Origin of the sequence: Actinomycetospora chiangmaiensis DSM 45062 (assembly GCF_000379625.1) — a bacterium.
GTDB lineage: Bacteria > Actinomycetota > Actinomycetes > Mycobacteriales > Pseudonocardiaceae > Actinomycetospora > Actinomycetospora chiangmaiensis.
The window spans coordinates 422174-438080 of record NZ_KB903240.1; the positions used below are offsets into that span (position 1 = coordinate 422174).

Here is a 15907-nt window from a genome sequence, read left to right on the forward strand (position 1 = left end):
GCCCCGACGCTAGGACTGCGCGTCTCACACGGTCAATAACTCAGCAGCTAATGAGATGTAGCGTTCACACCGGGCGGAGTCGCCAGTCCCCCGCCCGCTCGTCCCAGTCCATGCGCACCACGCCGCGCGCCCGCGCCGCCTTGGCGAACGACAGGAACGAGGCGAAGCCGTAGGTCTTCTCGCTGAAGTCCGGCCGCCGCTTGCGGACCTGGTCCTTCAGGCCCGAGAGCGGCACCGAGCCGTCGCGGCCCGCGAGTTCGCCGACGACCTGGGCGAGCACGCGGAAGGCGTCGTCCTCCGCCGGCTCGTCCACCGGGAAGCTCACCTCGGGGTCGCCGTGCGCCGAGCCCTCCCCCAACGCGACGATCCGGCGCTCCTGCAGGTGCCGCAGCAGCTCGCCGAACCCGCGGAAGCCGTGCTCGGCCTCGTCGAACGTGGGGTCCTGACGCAGCATCGCCCGCTTGAGCCGCGAGGCGAGCACCGGCCCGTCGCCGCGGCGCGCGAGCCCGGAGAGGGTCCGCGTGACGAGGCGCTCCACCGCCTCCTCGTCCTCGGCCGGCTCCTCCGGCGGCGTCCCGACGGCAGGTGCGGGCTCCAGGTCGACGGGGGCGGGCGGCGCGGTGTCGACGAGGCGGTCGTAGTAGAGGAACTCGTCGCACGCGGGCGGGAGGAGCCGGGAGGTCGAGGACGCCACCCCGATGCCGATCACCCGCTTGTCGAGCTCGCGCAGCTTGTGCACGAGCGGGGTGAAGTCGGAGTCGCCGGTGCCGATCGCGAAGGTCGTCACCCAGGACCGCTCGTAGGCGATCTCGACGGCGTCGACGGCCATCTTGATGTCGGCCGCGTTCTTGCGGGAGCCGCCGAGCCGTTGCGGGATGTCGATGAGTTCGACCTGGGCCCGGGCGAGGAGCCGCCGGTCGTCGTCGAAGGAGGACCAGTCCGCGTACGCCCGCCGCGCCACCACCCGGCCGCGTACCGCGAGGGCGTCGGCGACCGGGCCGAGGTCGAACGGGGAGACGCCCAGTCCCTCCCGGGCCCCGATCGCGAGGTTCTCGTAGTCCAGGAGCAGGGCGATGCGCTCGTCGCGCTCGTCCGGGGTGGCGGCCATGGTGGCAGCCTCCCAGCCCGGGTCCTACGGGACGATCTGCACCTGGTCGTAGACGTTGAGGTAGTCGAAGAACTTCTCCGACGCGTCGTGCGAGAGGTGGACGCATCCCGCCGAGTCGCGCTGCAGGCTGCCCTCGTGGAAGGCGTCGCCCGGCGCGAAGAACACCGAGTTGTTCATCGGTGCGCCGTTGTACTCGTCGGACTTGTGGTTCTTGTCCTTCCACATGACCGAGAAGGTCCCGGTCGGCGTCTCGTAGCCCTTGCCACCCGTCGTGATCGGCACGGCGCCGTAGACGATCTTGCCGTGGCCGTCGGTCAGCCAGGCCTTCTTCGCCGAGATGTCGACGCACGCCTTGGCGGTCGGCGCGCACGGCGTCTGGCTGCCGGGCGCCGTGGCGGGCGCCGGCGCCGCGGCGGGCGCCGCGAACGCGGGGGCGCCCAGGGCCAGCAGGCTCACGCCCACCGCACCCAGGGTTCCGGCGCCCACCCGCAGTCGCGCTCCGGTGACACCCGAGGGTGAGGACGCGGCCCGGTGGTGACGACCCATGGTGTGGTTCCTTCGCGGTCGGTGATGCGGAGTGCTCGGACCCTCAACGCTCACGGAGCGAGTCCGATGCGGTCGAGCGCCGAGGAGTCTGCACGCCGAGATCCACACCATGCGGCCGGGGACCGGCCCGCTGAGCTGGTCAGACTGGCCGGATCAGGAACGAATGGGACGAGTCGTGCCACCTGGTCGAACGGGACGGAGGGTCATCGACGGAACGACACGCCGACCATTCCTGAGAGGTGCCGCTGAATCCGGGCGCCCTGCCCGACCCTCGGCCTCCATGTGGGTGTGACGCAGTGCTCAGCTGACGACGCGCAGCTCCACGCCGACGCTGGCCGCGCTCTCGCGGGCGCACGCGACGACCCGCGCCTGCGGTGCGGGCAGCGGTTCGGCGTCCACGTGCAGCTCGAGATCGAGCCCCGCGGCGGCCGCGCGCTCGAGGGCGGCGTGCAGCCGACAGCTCAGCGTGGCAGCGTCGGGCAGCGTCCCACGGCCGTCGACGGGGAGCCCCGGCCGGCGCGGAGCGCGGGTGGGGTCGAGCGCGGTGATCGCCTCGAGGGTCATGGCCGCCTCCTCACCGACCGACGGGACCGCCGGGCGTAGACGAGCGGCATACCCGTTCGTGCGCCGCATCACGCCTCCTGCCCGCGCCGATCCGACGTCCGGGCAGGGCGGGGCAGACCACCCACCGGCCCGCGGTGTCCGCCGATCCGGAGCAGACTGCCCGGCGTGTCCATCGACGAGGCCGCACCGTCGCGCGCGCACGTGATCGCCGAGCTGACCGCCCCCGGCGGGCCGTTCGAACTCGCCGCGGCGGTCGTCCGGGGTGTGCCGCTGCGGGTGCACGTGACGGGCCCGCAGACGCTGCGCGAGGCGCACGAGGCGCTCGCCGTCCCCGACGACAGGCTCTTCACCGTCTACGACGGCGAGCGGGTCACGTTCGGGGAGCACCGGGCGCGGGTGGCCACGCTCGCCGCGCGGTTCGCCGCGGCGGGGCTCCGTCCGGGCGACCGGGTCGCGGTGTGCCTGCGGAACTACCCGGAGTGGCCCGCGCTGTGCTGGGCCGCGTGGGTGTCCGGCCTCGTGGTGGTCCCGCTCAACGCCTGGTGGCAGGCCGCCGAACTGGCGCATGCGGTCGCCGACGCCGGACCCCGTCTGGTGGTCGCCGACGGCGAGCGCTCCGCGGTGCTGCGGGAGGTGACCCCGGACGACGTCGAGGTGGTCACCGTCCGCGGGCCGGGGGCGACCACCTTCGAGGCGTTCCTCGGCGAGCCCGTCGCCGGGCCGCTCCCCGACCACCGGCCGGGACCGGACGACGACGCCTTCATCCTCTACACCTCGGGGACGACCGGTCGCCCGAAGGGCGCGGTCGGCACCCACCGGAACCTGCTCACCGACGTCGCGAACCGTGGCCTGCTCGCCGTCGCCGGGGCGCGGGTCACCGGGGTCCTCCCGCCTCAGCGGCCCGGTGCGCTGCTGGCCTTCCCGATCTTCCACGTCGCCGGGTTGTGCGCCATGGTGAACGCCACCCTCAGCGGGTCGGTCCTCGCCACGCAGTACCGCTGGGACGCGCGCGAGGCGCTGCGCATCATCGCCGCCGAGGGCCTCACGGGGGTCGCCGGCGTGCCCACGATCGCGAGCGACCTGCTGCGTGTCGCCGAGAGCACCGGCCGCCGGGCCGACCTCGCCACCCTGACGACCATCGGCATGGGCGGCGCCCCCATCCCGCCGGAGCTGGTGCGCCGTGCCGCTCCGGTCGCCGCGCCCGGCAACGGCTACGGCCTCACCGAGACCACGGCCGGGATCGCGTTCAACTCCGGGGAGGAGTACCTCGCCGCGCCCGATGCCGTGGGGCGGCCCGTGCCGAGCGCGGACGTCCGGGTGGTGGACCCGTCGTCGGGAAGCGATCTCGGCGAGGGCCGCGTGGGCGAGCTGTGGTTCCGCGGGCCGAACGTCGTCCGCGGCTACTGGAACGCGCCCGACGCGACGGCGGAGGCGTTCGTCGACGGGTGGTTCCGCACGGGCGACCTCGGCCGCGTCGACGGCGGGGTGATCCGCGTGGTCGACCGGCTGAAGGACGTCGTCATCCGCGGCGGCGAGAACGTCTACTGCGCCGCGGTGGAGGCCGAGCTGCTCGAGGTCGACGGCGTGCTGGACGCCGCGGTGATCGGCATCCCGCACCGGAACTACGGCGAGGAGGTCGCCGCCGTCGTCGTGCACGCGCCGGACCGGGTGCCCGACGAGGCGGCGCTGCGGGAGCGGGTCGCCACGCGCATCGCGGCCTTCGCCGCCCCGACGACCATCCGGACGACGACGGAGCCGCTGCCCCGCAACGCCGTCGGGAAGGTCCTCAAGCGCGACCTGCGGGCGACGATCACCGGGGCGTGAGCGCGTCAGGCGCCCCGGAAGACCGGCTTCTCCTTCGCGACGAAGGCGTCGACCGCGTTGCGGTGGTCCTCGGTGGCCCCGAGGCGGGCCTGCGCGGCGGCCTCGTGCTCGAGGACCTCGCGCAGCGAGGACACCGTGCCCATCGCGACGGCCGCCTTGATCTCGGCGTACGCGAGCGTGGGGCCCGCGGCGAGCCGCCGGGCCAGGGCGAGGGCGGCCGCGTCGGTGGCCTCCGGGGTCTCCGCGATTTCGCGGACGATGCCCCAGTCGCGCGCCTGCTCGGCGGTGAACGTCTCGCCGAGCATGAGCAGCTCGGTCGCCCGCGAGGCGCCGACGCAGTGTGCGAGGGTCCCGGAGAGCCCGGAGTCCCCGCCGAAGCCGATGCCCGCGAACGCCGTCGCGAACCTCGCCCCCGCCGTCGCCACCCGCAGGTCGCAGGCGAGCAGGAAGCCGAGGCCCGCCCCGACCGCGGTACCGTTGACCGCGGCGACCACCGGCTTGCGCATGGTGCCGAGGGCCGCGGCGATGCGGTTGTAGTGCTCGGGGACGGTGGAGAGGGCGTCCGCGCCGATCGCGCCGTCCTCGCCGGAGCGGAGCGCCCGGGCGTGCTCGCGCAGGTCCTGGCCCACGCAGAACGCCGTGCCGGTGGACGCGAGCACGACCGCCCGCACCGACGGGTCGTCCGCCACCGCCTCCAGCGCGTCGCGCAGCGCGACCTTGAGCTCGAGCGTCAGCGCGTTCCGGTTCTCCGGCCGGTTGAACCGGACGGTGGTCACCGCCTCCTGGTCGTCGGTCTCCACGAGGACGGGCGGCTCACCGGCGCTGGTCATGGTCGAGATCGTGACACGTGATTCAGTGGGGGTGTGAGGCCCCATCCCGTCGCGATCACGGTGTTCGTCGCCGTCGTGTGGGTCGTCGGCGTCCTCCTCGCGACCAGCTCGCTGCACGGCACCGGGGCCCGCGACGTCGGCGTCCGGGGCACCGGGCCCGAGGGCCCGTCGGTGGCCGAGCTGGCCGCGGGGCGGTGCGCGCCGACGATCACCAACCCCGGCGGCACCAACAACTACGTGCCGAAGGCGCCGTTCGCGAACCCCCTCGGCGCCGGCTTCACCGTGACCGGCACGGTGCGGGACGAGTCCTGCGCTCCGGTGCCGGGCGTCCGCATCCAGGTCTGGGCGCAGACCGCCACGGCGAGCGAGCAGCGCAACCGCACCTCGGTGCTCACCGACGCGCAGGGGCACTACCGGGTCGACTCCGACCCGCTGGTCGCCCAGTTCGGCGAGCCGAACGTGCACGTCGGCTACGACGACCCCGGCCGGTGGCGCCGGGTGTTCCTGCGCAACGTCACGCGGGACGGCGACCGCGGCGCGCAGGTCGACCTGGTGCTCTCGCCATGAGGACCGCACTCCTGACGGCGGGGGTGCTCGGCCTGGCGGGCGTCGTCGTGGCGCTCACCTCGCCGCACCTGGCCGGCGCGCCGGTCGTCCTCGTGGTCTCGACGGTGACCGCGACGCTCGGGGTCGCCGGACTGGCCGCGCAGCCCTGGCTGGCGCGCCACCGGGCGCACACCGCGGTGGGCCTCGCGGTGCTCACCCTCGTCGCGGTGCACGTCGTGGCGTTGTTCGTGCTCTCCCCCGACGACGCGCTGTTCGCCATGTCCCCGGACGGGCCGACCCGCGCGCGGATGGCGCTGATCTCGCTGGTGCTGCTCGTCGTCGTGGTGCTGCTGGGGGTGGCGCGACGCCGCCTCGGGTGGTCCGGGCCGACGTTCCGCCTGCTGCACGGCGGTTTCGCCCTGCTCGCGACGGTGCTCGGCGTCGGGCACGCCGTCCTGACCGACGGCGCACTGGAGGGCTGGGGGACGGTGGTCCTCCTGGCCTCCGGGGTGCTGTCGGTGGCGGGCGGCGCGGTGGCGGTCCTCAGCCGGCGGCCGGCGCGAGGCGCTCCGGCATCGGGAACAGGTCCAGCAGCCGTTCCACCGCCGTCGCGTCGCCGCTGACGGTCAGCATCCCGTCGGCGACCGCCGAGCCGATGGGGTGGTCCATGTAGAGCACGGCGGCCCACGCCTCCGGCGCGCCCGACACGGTGGCGTCGGGGTTGGTCGCCTCGCCCCGGACGATCGTGAAGGCGCCGTCGTGCAGGGTCGCGACGAAGGGCTGGTCGGCGAACACGAACTGCACGGTCGCCTCGAGGCCCGCCGCCCGCTCCGGCGCGAACATCGTGCGCATCGACATCACGAGCGAGTCCACGCCGATGGCGTCGGCCTCCGGCAGCGACCGGGCGGCCCAGCGCCCGAGCGTCTGGAGCACGGGCTCGAGCTCGTAGCCCCAGTCGGTGAGCTCGTAGACCGCCGACGCCGCGGGCGGGGGCAGCCGGCGCCGGTGGAGCACCCCGGCGTCCTCGAGCTCCCGCAGGCGCTGCGACAGCACGTTCGGGCTCGCGTGCGGGAGGCCGGTGCGCAGGTCGGTGAACCGCTTCGGGCCGAGCATGAGTTCCCGGACGACGAGCAGCGCCCACCGCTCCCCCACGAGGTCGAGGCCGTGGGCGGCCGCGCAGCCGTCGAAGTAGTCGCGCCGTGGAGCCATGGGGCGAAGATACCCCGGTTCCACCTACGGGTCACTTTGTAGGACCGTGAGTTGCCACATCAGGACGGCGGGCCCGGGAACGGCACTCCCGCAGCGTCGTCGTGCGAGGGAGTGCCGGTCGTGTGCGGACTAGGTCCCCGGCGCGATGAAGAACTCGAGCGCGATGCCGTCGGGGTCGCGGAACGAGATGCCCGACCCGTAGTGGGCCTTCTTGATCCCGCCGTGCTGCACGCCGAGCTCGTCGAGCTTGCGGCCCCACTCCTCGAGCGAGGCCGAGTCGGGCAGCGCGAACCCGACGTGGTCGAGCCCGGTGCGCCGCTCGTCGAACGCGTCCTTCGACTCGCGGCCCTGGTGGGTGTGCAGCCCGAAGAGCATCCCGCCGTCGAGGGCGAAGACGGTGTGGTGGAACTCGCCGCCCTCCTCGTCCTCGTCGAGCACCGGGTCGGTGCCGAACAGCTTCGCGTACCAGTCGGTGGATCGCTGCAGGTCCGACACCGTGATGGCGACGTGCTGCAGGCCGGGGAACGTCATGCGACGGGCTCCTTCGCCTCGACTACTGGTGACTACCGGTGCTGCCAGACGGGCCGGCGCTTCTCGAGGAAGGCCGACATGCCCTCCTGGGCGTCACAGGTCATGGCGTTGGTCGCCATGACCTCGCTCATCTCGGCGTAGGCCTCGTCCTCGGACAGGTCGACCTGCCGGTAGAACGCCTCCTTGCCGATGCGCAGCGTCACGCTGCTCGCGTCGGCGACCTGCTGCGCGAGCTCCGCGACGCGCGCCTCGAGGGCGTCGGCGGGCACGGCCTCGTTGACCAGGCCCCAGTCCACCGCCGTCGCGGCGTCGATCGTGCGGCCGGTGAGGAGCAGTTGCATCGCGCGCTTGCGCCCGATCGCCCGGCTCACCGCCACCATCGGCGTCGAGCAGAACAGCCCGATCTTCACCCCCGGCGTCCCGAAGACGGCGTGGTCAGCGGCGACGGCGAGGTCGACCGTGGCCACCAGCTGGCACCCGGCCGCGACGGCCATCCCCTGCACGGCGGCGATCACCGGCTGCGGGACGTCGTGCACCGCGCGCATCATCTCGGTGCACACCGTGAAGACCTCCCGCTCCTCCTCGAGCGTGCGGTCGACCATCTCGGAGAGGTCGTGGCCCGCGGAGAACGCCGGCCCCTCGGCGGCGAGGACGATCACCCGCACCCCGTCGGTGCTCGAGACCTCGCGCAGCCCCGCGGTCACGGCGCGCATCGTCGCGACCGACAGGGGGTTGCGGCGGCGGGCGGCGGTGAGGACGACCCGCGCGATGGGGCCGTTCACCTCCACCCGCACGGTGTCCTGCGCCTGCGTCACGGGGGCGGCCATGTCCCATGGTCTAGCAGCCATGCGTTCCCGACGACAGGTCGGCGCGGACCCGAGGCCGGACCCGGGCCGACCCGAGAGGCGACACCCCTCCGTCCGCAGGGGTCCCGGCCGTGCGCGGACCGTCAGGCCATGGCGGAGCCGCGGTCGTGCGGCTGCTCGCGCTGCTCGGCGGACGCCATCCACTCCGCCCGCCGGTTCTCGTGGGTGCGCAGGTGGTCGATCGCGGCGAGCCGTCGACGCTGCTCCGGCGTCGCCGCCCCGCTGACCGCGGCCCGTGCCGCCTCGGCCATCTCCTTGTCGGCCCGCATCTCGGCGCGCGTGCGCGGGCGCGAGGGCAGCGTGGCGGACGGGTCCTCGGACGACTCGTCGTCGGTGCGGGTGCGGTAGGGGTTGTCGTCGGGCAGCTTCGCGCTGACCCGCCCGTAGCTGCCGAGGATCAGCAGCACCAGCCCGGCGCCGATGGAGAAGAAGACGTTCGGCAGCCGGAAGGCCAGCAGGTTGTAGGGCGTCGTCATCACGGCGAGGTTCGCGAAGGCGGAGACGAGGAAGAGCGTCCCCACGACGATCATCACCGTCGACGACAGCCGTCCGCCCCGGGCGGCCGAGGCGATCAGCACGACCGCGGTGACGATCGAGATCGTCGACAGCAGGCCGTTCGAGGACAGGCCCAGCACGGGGCTGCCGTGCGTGTCGAAGAAGCCGAGCCCTCCCACGAAGCCGAGGACGCCGAACGTGGCGATGACGAGGGCGACGACGACGGCGCCGAGCCGGTGGACGACGACGACCTTGTGGTCGGCGGTCAGGGTGGGGGTGTTCATGCGGTGCTCCTGGGACCTCGCTCGGCGGCCGTTGCAGGAGGGGTGTCCGCTCCCCGTGATGTCAACCACGCCGCTTTGCCGTCTCGCGAACGCGGCCGTTCCGCGCCGTCGGGGGTGCGTGCCACCGTCGGCACATGAGCGACAAGGTCCCCGCGGCCATCGTCGGCCCGGGCAACATCGGCACCGACCTGCTGGCCAAGCTGGCCCGCACGTCGACGATCGAGGTCACCGCGATGGTGGGCGTGGTCGAGTCCCCGGGCCTCGACCGGGCGCGCGCGGCAGGCATCCCGGCCTCGGCCGACGGCGTCGACTGGCTGCTCGCGCAGGACCCGCTCCCTCGCATCGTCTTCGAGGCGACCTCCGCCCGGGCGCACGCCGCCCACGCGCCCCGCTACGAGGAGGCCGGCATCCGCGCGGTCGACCTGACGCCGGCGCACCTCGGCCCGATGGTCTGCCCGGCGGTCAACATGCCGGACCACCTCGACGCGCCCAACGTCAACCTGATCACCTGCGGCGGCCAGGCGACCATCCCGGTCGTCGCGGCGGTCTCCGGGGTCGTCGACGTGCCCTACGCCGAGATCGTCGCGTCGGCCGCCTCCCGGTCGGCCGGGCCGGGCACCCGGGCGAACATCGACGAGTTCACGCAGACCACCGCGCGGGCCGTCGAGGAGGTCGGCGGCGCCGCCCGCGGCAAGGCGATCATCATCCTCAACCCGGTCGAGCCACCGATGATCATGCGGGACACGGTGTACTGCGCGATCCCCGGCGACGTCTACGACGAGGAGACCACCGGCGCGATCGCCGCCGCGGTGCACGCGATGGTGGCGCGGGTCCAGGAGTACGTGCCGGGCTACACGCTGCGCGCCGACCCGCAGTTCGACCCACCACGGCCGGAGTGGGGCGGGAACGGCCGGGTCGCGAGCTTCCTCGAGGTCCGCGGCGCGGGCGACTTCCTGCCCGAGTACGCCGGGAACCTCGACATCATGACGGCCGCCGCCACCCGCGTCGGCGAGCTGATCGCGGCCGAGCTGGGGGTGGCGGCATGAGACCGACCATCGCCCACGACGTGCGCATCACCGACACCACGCTGCGCGACGGGTCGCACGCCCAGGCGCACCAGTTCACCGAGCAGCAGGTCCGCGACACGGTCCGCGCGCTCGACCGCGCGGGCGTCGAGGTCATCGAGGTCTCCCACGGGGACGGGATCGGCGGGTCGAGCTTCAACTACGGCTTCTCCCACACCGACGAGCTCCGTCTCATCGCCGCGGCCCGGGAGGAGGCGCGGTCGGCCCGGATCGCCGTGTTGCTCGTGCCCGGCATCGGCACCGTCGACGACCTGCGCCGCGCCCACGACGCCGGCGCCGAGGTGGTCCGCGTGGCGACCCACTGCACCGAGGCCGACGTCAGCCCGCAGCACTTCGGGGTGGCGCGGGACCTGGGCATGGAGACGGTCGGGTTCCTCATGATGGCCCACCGGACCTCGCCGGAGGACCTCGCGAAGCAGGCCCGGATCATGGTCGACGCCGGCTGCCAGTGCCCCTACGTCACCGACTCGGCGGGCGCGCTGCTCATGCACGAGGCCCGGGCCCGCTTCGAGGCCCTGGTGGCGGAGGTCGGCGACGAGGCGTGGGTCGGGTACCACGGCCACCAGAACCTCTCGTTCGGCGTCGCGAACTCCGTGATCGCCGCCGAGGTGGGCGTCAAGGAGATCGACGGGTCGCTGTGCGCGCTCGGCGCCGGGTCGGGCAACTCCCCCACCGAGGTGCTCGCCGCGGTGTTCGACCGGCTGGGCGTCTCGACGGGGCTCGACGTCATGGCCCTGCTCGACGCCGCCGAGGACGTCGTCCGCCCCTACCTGCACCGCTGGCCGAAGATGGACCGCAACGCGATCGTCCAGGGCTGGGCCGGGGTGTACTCGAGCTTCCTGCTCCACGCCGAGCACGCGGCCGAGCGCTACAAGGTGCCGACCCACGAGATCCTGCGGCGCTGCGGCGAGCTCGGCCTCGTCGGCGGCCAGGAGGACATGATCATCGACGTGGCCCTCGAGCTGGCGCGGCGCCGCGAGGAGGGCTGATGCCCGTCGTCGAGATCCACCTCGTGGCGGGCGCCCACGACGATCGGCGGATCGAGGACCTGCTCCGCCGCGTCAGCGAGCGGTACGCGGCCGTGCTGGAGTCGCCGATCGACCGCGTCCGGGCCTTCGTGACGATGCACGCACCGCAGCACTGGATGACCGGCGGCGTCACGGCCGCCGTCGACGGCGACCCCGCCCCCTACTTCGCCGCGGCCGTCCTCGAGGGGCGGCCGGTCGAGCAGCGGCACCGGCTCCTCGCCGAGCTCACCGACGTCCTCTGCGACGTCCTCGGTGTCACCCGCTCCCGGGTCCGCGGGCGCGTCGTCCAGGTGCCACCGGACGACTGGGCCATCGGCGGCGTCCCGGCCGCGACCCGTCGTCGGGACGAGATCGTGGCGCGTTCGTCGCGGCTCTGACCGCCGCGCCCGCCCCCGCTCTCGCGAGGTGCACGCCAGGCAGGTCCGACGGCCCTCGCGTCAGGTCGGCCGGCGCAGGGACAGCAGCTGTTCGGTGAACCCGCCGATGCGGCGCTCCGGGTCGACGAGGTGCACCTCGAGGATCCAGTGGCAGCGTCGTCCGGCCCCGTCGGTCGCCCGGTGCAGGGCGACGTCGTTGCCGGTCGTGAGGTAGCTGTGCCGCCGGTCGGGGTCGATGTGGTCGTGCGGGAACTCGCCGACCAGGTGCCCGCAGTGCGCGCCGCCGAAGGTCCACCCGCGCTCCGCGGCGAGCCCGTACACGTGCTCGTAGAGCTGGGCGGCCGTCACGTCGGGCGCGGACTCGTAGAACGCCCGGCCCGCCTCCCACACCGCGTCGAGGTCGGCCGCGAGCCGGTGCTTGTGCGGGTCGTCGCCCAGCACGAAGGTGCGCCCGACGTCCGCCTCCCACTCGGCGAACACCGGCCCGAGGTCGACGAACACGATGTCGTCCTCGCCGATGCGCCGGTCCGGCGGGTTCTCCGCGTACGGCTGCAACGTGTTCTCGCCGGAGCGGACGACCCGCTTGTGCCAGTACCGGGACGTCCCGAACATCTCCGCGCCGAGGTCCCGCACGGCGCGGCTGACCTCCGACTCCCACGCGCCCGGCGCCACCAGCCCGCGCCGTGCGATCTCGGCGAACAGCTCCGCGGCCCGGTCCTCGGCCCGCAGCAGCTCCTCGGCCCTGGTGTCCTCGTCGAGCGACGTCACGTCCGCAACGATAGGTGCGCTGCGCGCCCGTGAGCACTTTCCGTCCCCATCGCCACGGAAAGTGCTCACGGGGGCGCAGCCCACCCACTACAGCGACGGCACCAGCCCGCCGTCACAGCGTGTCGCGGTGCCCGTGACGTAGGAGGCGGCGTCGCTGCACAGGAACGCCGCGACCGCGCCGAACTCGGGCGCCCGGCCGTAGCGCCCGGCGGGGATCGCCGTCGCGTTCCGGGCCTCGACCTCGTCGACCCCGACGCCCTCGCGCTCGGCGGCCGCGGCGTCGACCGACTCGGTGCGGGCGGTCGCGATCCGGCCCGGGAGCAGCAGGTTGACGGTCACCCCGTCCGCCGCGACCTCCCCCGCCAGCGTCCTGAGGTAGCCGCCGAGGGCGGCCCGCCCGATGTTGGACAGTGCGAGCCCGGGGATCGGGGCGACCACCCCGGTGGACCCGACGCCGAGGATCCGGCCCCACCCGCGCTCGCGCATGCCCGGCAGGACGAGCGACACGAGGCGTTGCTGGGCCAGGAGCAGCGGGACGAGCGCCGCGGTGATCTCCGCGGTCCCGATGTCGGCCGCCGTGCTCGGGGGCGGCCCGCCGCTGTTGAGCACGAGCACGTCGACCTCGCCGGCGGCCGCCACCAGCTCCTCCGGGGCGCCGTTCGCCGTGAGGTCCACCCCGACGCCCACCGCGTCGGGCAGCTCCGCCGCGATCGCCGCCGCACGGTCGGCCCGGCGCCCGCACACCACCACTCGCGCACCCTCCGCGCCGAGCGCGCGGGCGGTCGCCTCGCCCAGTCCCGACGTCGACGCGCACACCAGCGCGGTCCGGCCGGTCAGTCCGAGATCCACCAGGTCACCTCCGAGATGACGCGGTGTCCTCCGCCGTCCGCGGCGCCGGCGCCGCGCACCGGTCGTCGGGAAGGGAGTCCACCAGCGACAGGATCAGCTCGTCCTGCGCGACGAGATGCTGCCGCAGGTGGCGGCACTGCCGGAGGACCACCGCCGTGTGGTTGGCGGTCTGGATCACCCGCCGGTCCGACGCCTCCCCCAGCACGTCCTGCCCGACCATGATCAGGAACATGAACACGAGCTGCGCGAGCGACGAGCAGAAGAGCAGGAACGGGAACGGGTAAGGGTCCGGGATCACGCCCACCAGCGCGAGGGCCATCCAGCCGCCCACGATGACCGTCGTCCACACCACCGCCGCGGTCGAGCCCAGGTACTGCATGAGCCACGCGGCGATCCGCCGGTTCGGACCGGTCGAGGCGGGCTCGACCGTCGCGGGCGGGGCGATCAGGATCGGCGCGGTGTCGCAGGGGTCGAGCCGGTCCCGCGGGGCGGCCGCCCGGTTGAGGAGCCGGGCCTGCTCGTCGATGTGCGCCTGCAGCCGGTGGCACTCGCGCAGGATCGCCTGGGCGTCGTCGTAGGTCTGCTGCGAGCGCCGCTCCCCGGCCGCCGAGAGCGTCCGCTGTCCCACGAGGATCACGAAGATCAGCAGCAGCTGCACGACGTTGCCCGCGAAGAGCAGCACCGGGTACGGGTACGGGTCGAAGCCGAGGACCCCGCGGGCCCCGAGCACCATCCAGACCGCCGACAGCGCCACCGTCGCGTAGACGGTGACCATCGAGCTCAGCCGTCGGGTCATCCACGCCGCCGCCCGGTCGCCCGCCGTGCTGCGCTCCGGGTCCGTCACCACCATCCGAGGCCCCCGCCGTGCCGGTCCGCCGGTCCGCCACCCCCGGGCCCGGCCCACCCGGAGGTCGCTGTCTCGATCCAGAGACGTCCCGTGGGACGCTGTCCCACGGTCGCAGGTTCCGAGGTTGCGCCGTTCGAGGGGGTCGCCCCCGTCCATCCCCGGACCTGCACACGTCGACGACCACGTGGAGGACCGATGACCACCGGTTCGTACCTCGAGATCGACGGCCGTCCCGCGCTCCGGTTCGTCCGCGAGTACCCGGACACCGTCGAGCGGCTCTGGGATGCGGTCAGCGACCCGACGGAACTCGTCGCGTGGTTCCCCGCGCGGGTCTCCTTCCCCGACGCCGGGTCGCCCACGCCGGGCGCGCCCGTCACCTACACGTTCGCCGAGGACGGCGACGGCGGGACCGGCACCGTGCCGGCCTGCGACCCGCCGTCCCGCCTGGTCCTCACGTGGGGCGGCGACGAGCTCCACCTCGACATCACGCCGCTGAAGGCCGGGAGCCGCCTCACGTTCACGGCGCTCCTCGGCGACCGCGACACCGCCGCCCGTACCGCCGCGGGCTGGGAGGTCTGCCTCGAGGCGCTGGACGACGCCCTGGCCGGGCGGACCACGCCGCGTCCCGGCGGTCCGACCCCGGCGTGGCGCCGGTACTACGACGACCACGTGGCCGCGGGTGTCCCCGCCGGAGCGCCCGTCCCGGAGGCCTAGAACAGTCCGCGCCGCGCCCCGACGTCGAGCGCGAGGGTCGACCCGGTGAGGGCGTCGGCCTCGGGGTCGAGCAGGGTCGCGACCGCCCAGGCGACCTGCGCGGGCGTGACCAGCGCCGCGAGCGGGGACTCCGCGCGGCGCTCGTCGAGGATCACCGCGACGTCGACCCCGCGCTCGTCCGCCCGCGCCTGCGAGAGGCGCCGCAACCGGTCGGTGTCGGCGGGTCCGGGTGCCACCAGGTGGGCGGTCACGCCGTCGGGTCCGTGGTGGTCCGCGAGCTGGCGCACGAGGTTCGCGAGCGCCGCGTTCGTCACCCCCGCCGCGCACGTGTGCGGGGAGGGCTCGCTGCCGTAGTGCCCGCCGAGCGCGACCAGCCGCGAGCCGGGCCGCAGCCGGTGCTCCACGGCCCGCACCAGCCGGAGCATCCCGCCGACCTTGAGCGCGACGGCCGTGCCCAGCGCCGCCGGGTCGATCGTGGGCAACGGTCCGGCCGCCGGCAGCCCGGCGGCCTGCACCACCATCCGCACCGGCCGGTCCAGCGCGTCGACCGCGTCCCGGATCGCCGCCACCGCCGCGTCGTCGCCGATGTCCGCCGCGCACGGAAGCGTTCCCGACGTCGGGTCCGGCGGCTTCCGCGCGACGGCCACCACGGCGAGCCCGGCCCGCCCGAGCCGCTCGGCGATCGCGGAGCCGAGCGCACCGGAAGCACCGACGACGACGGCGGTCCCGCCCTCGTCGTCGGGACGGCTCACGCCGCGGCCCGCAGCGCGAGGAGGTCCCGGGCCCGCTCGACGGCCGCGTCCGGGTCCCGGAGGTCGACCTCGACCGTGACGATCCCGGCCGCGCGGGCGCCGGCGCAGTTGCCGGGGATGTCGTCGAGGAACACGACCTCGCCGGCCGGTGCCCCGAGCACCTCCAGGGCGTGCGCGTAGGCGCGCGGGTCCGGCTTGAGCACGCCGGTGACCGAGCCGTCGACGACGACGTCGAAGCGGCCGAGCACCGGGTGGCGGGTGAGGTCGGCGTCGCCGTGGAAGGCGGCGAGGTCGTTGGTCAGCGCCGCGACCGCGAGCCCGGCCCGGTGGGCGTCGTCCATCAGGGCGATCACCGCGGGCCGGAAGGGCCCGTCGTCGTCGTAGAGCGCCGCCATGAGCTCGGGGACGGTGCCACCGCCGCCGGTCAGCGCCCCGTACCCGGCGGCGCGGTCGGCCCAGTAGGCGCGTTCCCGCCCGCGGCCGGTGAGCACGTCGTCCCACGCCGGGTCGGGCCGCGGGCCGAGCACGCCGCGCACCTCGGTGAACTCCGGCGGCGCCGCCAGCATCGTCATCCGCTCGTGGCCCGAGGTGAGCAGGACGCCCCCGATGTCGAGCAGCAGTGCCCTCATCGGACGCACGGTAGGGGCTCCGCCGCCCACCGTGGCCCCTCGTGTTCGCCCCCTC

At 74.5% G+C, this 15907-nt stretch carries 20 protein-coding genes; 7 read left to right on the forward strand and 13 right to left on the reverse strand.

What is annotated here, in order from left to right; genetic code table 11:
• Positions 1–64: 64 nt before the first annotated feature.
• The 3 genes from A3CO_RS0119060 to A3CO_RS0119070 form a co-directional block, all read right to left on the reverse strand.
• Complete coding sequence (locus tag A3CO_RS0119060; protein WP_018333841.1) at positions 65–1108, reverse strand: PIN domain-containing protein; 1044 nt, start codon at positions 1106–1108, stop codon at positions 65–67.
• 24 nt (positions 1109–1132) lie between these two features.
• Positions 1133–1594, reverse strand: coding sequence for a L,D-transpeptidase (locus A3CO_RS0119065; RefSeq protein WP_018333842.1), 462 nt, complete (start codon positions 1592–1594; stop codon positions 1133–1135).
• A 360-nt stretch (positions 1595–1954) separates the two neighbouring features.
• Positions 1955–2218, reverse strand: coding sequence for a hypothetical protein (locus tag A3CO_RS0119070; RefSeq protein WP_018333843.1), 264 nt, complete (start codon positions 2216–2218; stop codon positions 1955–1957).
• Between the two features lie 165 nt (positions 2219–2383).
• Between A3CO_RS0119070 and A3CO_RS33165 the strand changes: the two genes are divergently transcribed.
• Positions 2384–4042, forward strand: coding sequence for a class I adenylate-forming enzyme family protein (locus A3CO_RS33165; protein ID WP_018333844.1), 1659 nt, complete (start codon positions 2384–2386; stop codon positions 4040–4042).
• 5 nt (positions 4043–4047) lie between these two features.
• Here A3CO_RS33165 and A3CO_RS0119080 read toward each other — a convergent pair whose 3' ends face one another.
• Positions 4048–4872 carry an enoyl-CoA hydratase/isomerase family protein gene (locus A3CO_RS0119080; RefSeq protein ID WP_018333845.1) on the reverse strand — a complete coding sequence of 275 codons (825 nt, stop codon included), beginning with the start codon at positions 4870–4872 and terminating at the stop codon, positions 4048–4050.
• A gap of 33 nt (positions 4873–4905) precedes the next feature.
• On the opposite strand from A3CO_RS0119080, the gene A3CO_RS36075 reads away from it, so the two are divergent.
• Positions 4906–5439, forward strand: coding sequence for a carboxypeptidase-like regulatory domain-containing protein (locus A3CO_RS36075; protein WP_018333846.1), 534 nt, complete (start codon positions 4906–4908; stop codon positions 5437–5439).
• Positions 5436–6041 (forward strand): hypothetical protein, encoded by a 606-nt coding sequence (locus A3CO_RS36080; protein ID WP_026204773.1) that lies wholly within the window; start codon positions 5436–5438, stop codon positions 6039–6041. Before A3CO_RS36075 ends, A3CO_RS36080 begins: the two co-directional genes overlap by 4 nt.
• On the opposite strand, the gene A3CO_RS0119095 is transcribed toward A3CO_RS36080, so the two are convergent.
• The 4 genes from A3CO_RS0119095 to A3CO_RS0119110 form a co-directional block, all read right to left on the reverse strand.
• Positions 5962–6627: a winged helix-turn-helix transcriptional regulator gene (locus tag A3CO_RS0119095; protein WP_018333848.1), complete on the reverse strand. Its 666-nt coding sequence runs from the start codon at positions 6625–6627 to the stop codon at positions 5962–5964. The genes A3CO_RS36080 and A3CO_RS0119095 overlap by 80 nt on opposite strands.
• Positions 6628–6756: 129 nt before the next feature.
• Positions 6757–7158, reverse strand: coding sequence for a VOC family protein (locus A3CO_RS0119100; protein WP_018333849.1), 402 nt, complete (start codon positions 7156–7158; stop codon positions 6757–6759).
• A 32-nt stretch (positions 7159–7190) separates the two neighbouring features.
• Entirely contained in the window at positions 7191–7985 is a 795-nt protein-coding gene (locus tag A3CO_RS0119105; RefSeq protein WP_018333850.1) for an enoyl-CoA hydratase, read from the reverse strand.
• Between the two features lie 122 nt (positions 7986–8107).
• Positions 8108–8803 (reverse strand): DUF4383 domain-containing protein, encoded by a 696-nt coding sequence (locus A3CO_RS0119110; protein WP_018333851.1) that lies wholly within the window; start codon positions 8801–8803, stop codon positions 8108–8110.
• A gap of 134 nt (positions 8804–8937) precedes the next feature.
• On the opposite strand from A3CO_RS0119110, the gene A3CO_RS0119115 reads away from it, so the two are divergent.
• The 3 genes from A3CO_RS0119115 to A3CO_RS0119125 are packed head-to-tail and all read left to right on the forward strand — an operon-like array spanning position 8938 to position 11293.
• Positions 8938–9849 carry an acetaldehyde dehydrogenase (acetylating) gene (locus A3CO_RS0119115; protein WP_018333852.1) on the forward strand — a complete coding sequence of 304 codons (912 nt, stop codon included), beginning with the start codon at positions 8938–8940 and terminating at the stop codon, positions 9847–9849.
• The gene (dmpG, locus tag A3CO_RS0119120; RefSeq protein WP_018333853.1) at positions 9846–10877 is read left to right on the forward strand and encodes a 4-hydroxy-2-oxovalerate aldolase; all 1032 of its coding nucleotides are present in this window, start codon (positions 9846–9848) and stop codon (positions 10875–10877) included. The genes A3CO_RS0119115 and dmpG overlap by 4 nt, the downstream gene beginning before the upstream one ends.
• On the forward strand, positions 10877–11293 hold the full coding sequence (locus tag A3CO_RS0119125; protein WP_018333854.1) for a tautomerase family protein: 417 nt from the start codon (positions 10877–10879) through the stop codon (positions 11291–11293). Before dmpG ends, A3CO_RS0119125 begins: the two co-directional genes overlap by 1 nt.
• A 60-nt stretch (positions 11294–11353) precedes the next feature.
• Here the strand turns inward: A3CO_RS0119125 and A3CO_RS0119130 are convergent, their stop codons facing one another.
• The 3 genes from A3CO_RS0119130 to A3CO_RS0119140 form a co-directional block, all read right to left on the reverse strand.
• Positions 11354–12061: a M24 family metallopeptidase gene (locus A3CO_RS0119130; RefSeq protein WP_018333855.1), complete on the reverse strand. Its 708-nt coding sequence runs from the start codon at positions 12059–12061 to the stop codon at positions 11354–11356.
• A gap of 87 nt (positions 12062–12148) precedes the next feature.
• Entirely contained in the window at positions 12149–12910 is a 762-nt protein-coding gene (locus tag A3CO_RS0119135; RefSeq protein ID WP_018333856.1) for an SDR family oxidoreductase, read from the reverse strand.
• Positions 12911–12914: 4 nt separating this feature from the next.
• Positions 12915–13760 carry a DUF1003 domain-containing protein gene (locus A3CO_RS0119140; RefSeq protein WP_018333857.1) on the reverse strand — a complete coding sequence of 282 codons (846 nt, stop codon included), beginning with the start codon at positions 13758–13760 and terminating at the stop codon, positions 12915–12917.
• 192 nt (positions 13761–13952) lie between these two features.
• Here A3CO_RS0119140 and A3CO_RS0119145 point away from each other — a divergent pair, with 192 nt between their 5' ends.
• Complete coding sequence (locus A3CO_RS0119145; RefSeq protein WP_018333858.1) at positions 13953–14471, forward strand: SRPBCC family protein; 519 nt, start codon at positions 13953–13955, stop codon at positions 14469–14471.
• Here A3CO_RS0119145 and A3CO_RS0119150 read toward each other — a convergent pair.
• Together A3CO_RS0119150 and A3CO_RS36085 are read right to left on the reverse strand one after the other, a co-directional pair.
• Positions 14468–15223, reverse strand: a complete 756-nt coding sequence (locus tag A3CO_RS0119150) for an SDR family NAD(P)-dependent oxidoreductase (RefSeq protein WP_018333859.1) — start codon at positions 15221–15223, stop codon at positions 14468–14470. The genes A3CO_RS0119145 and A3CO_RS0119150 overlap by 4 nt on opposite strands.
• The gene (locus A3CO_RS36085; RefSeq protein WP_157647691.1) at positions 15220–15852 is read right to left on the reverse strand and encodes an HAD family hydrolase; all 633 of its coding nucleotides are present in this window, start codon (positions 15850–15852) and stop codon (positions 15220–15222) included. The genes A3CO_RS0119150 and A3CO_RS36085 overlap by 4 nt, the downstream gene beginning before the upstream one ends.
• Between the last annotated feature and the right edge of the window lie 55 nt (positions 15853–15907).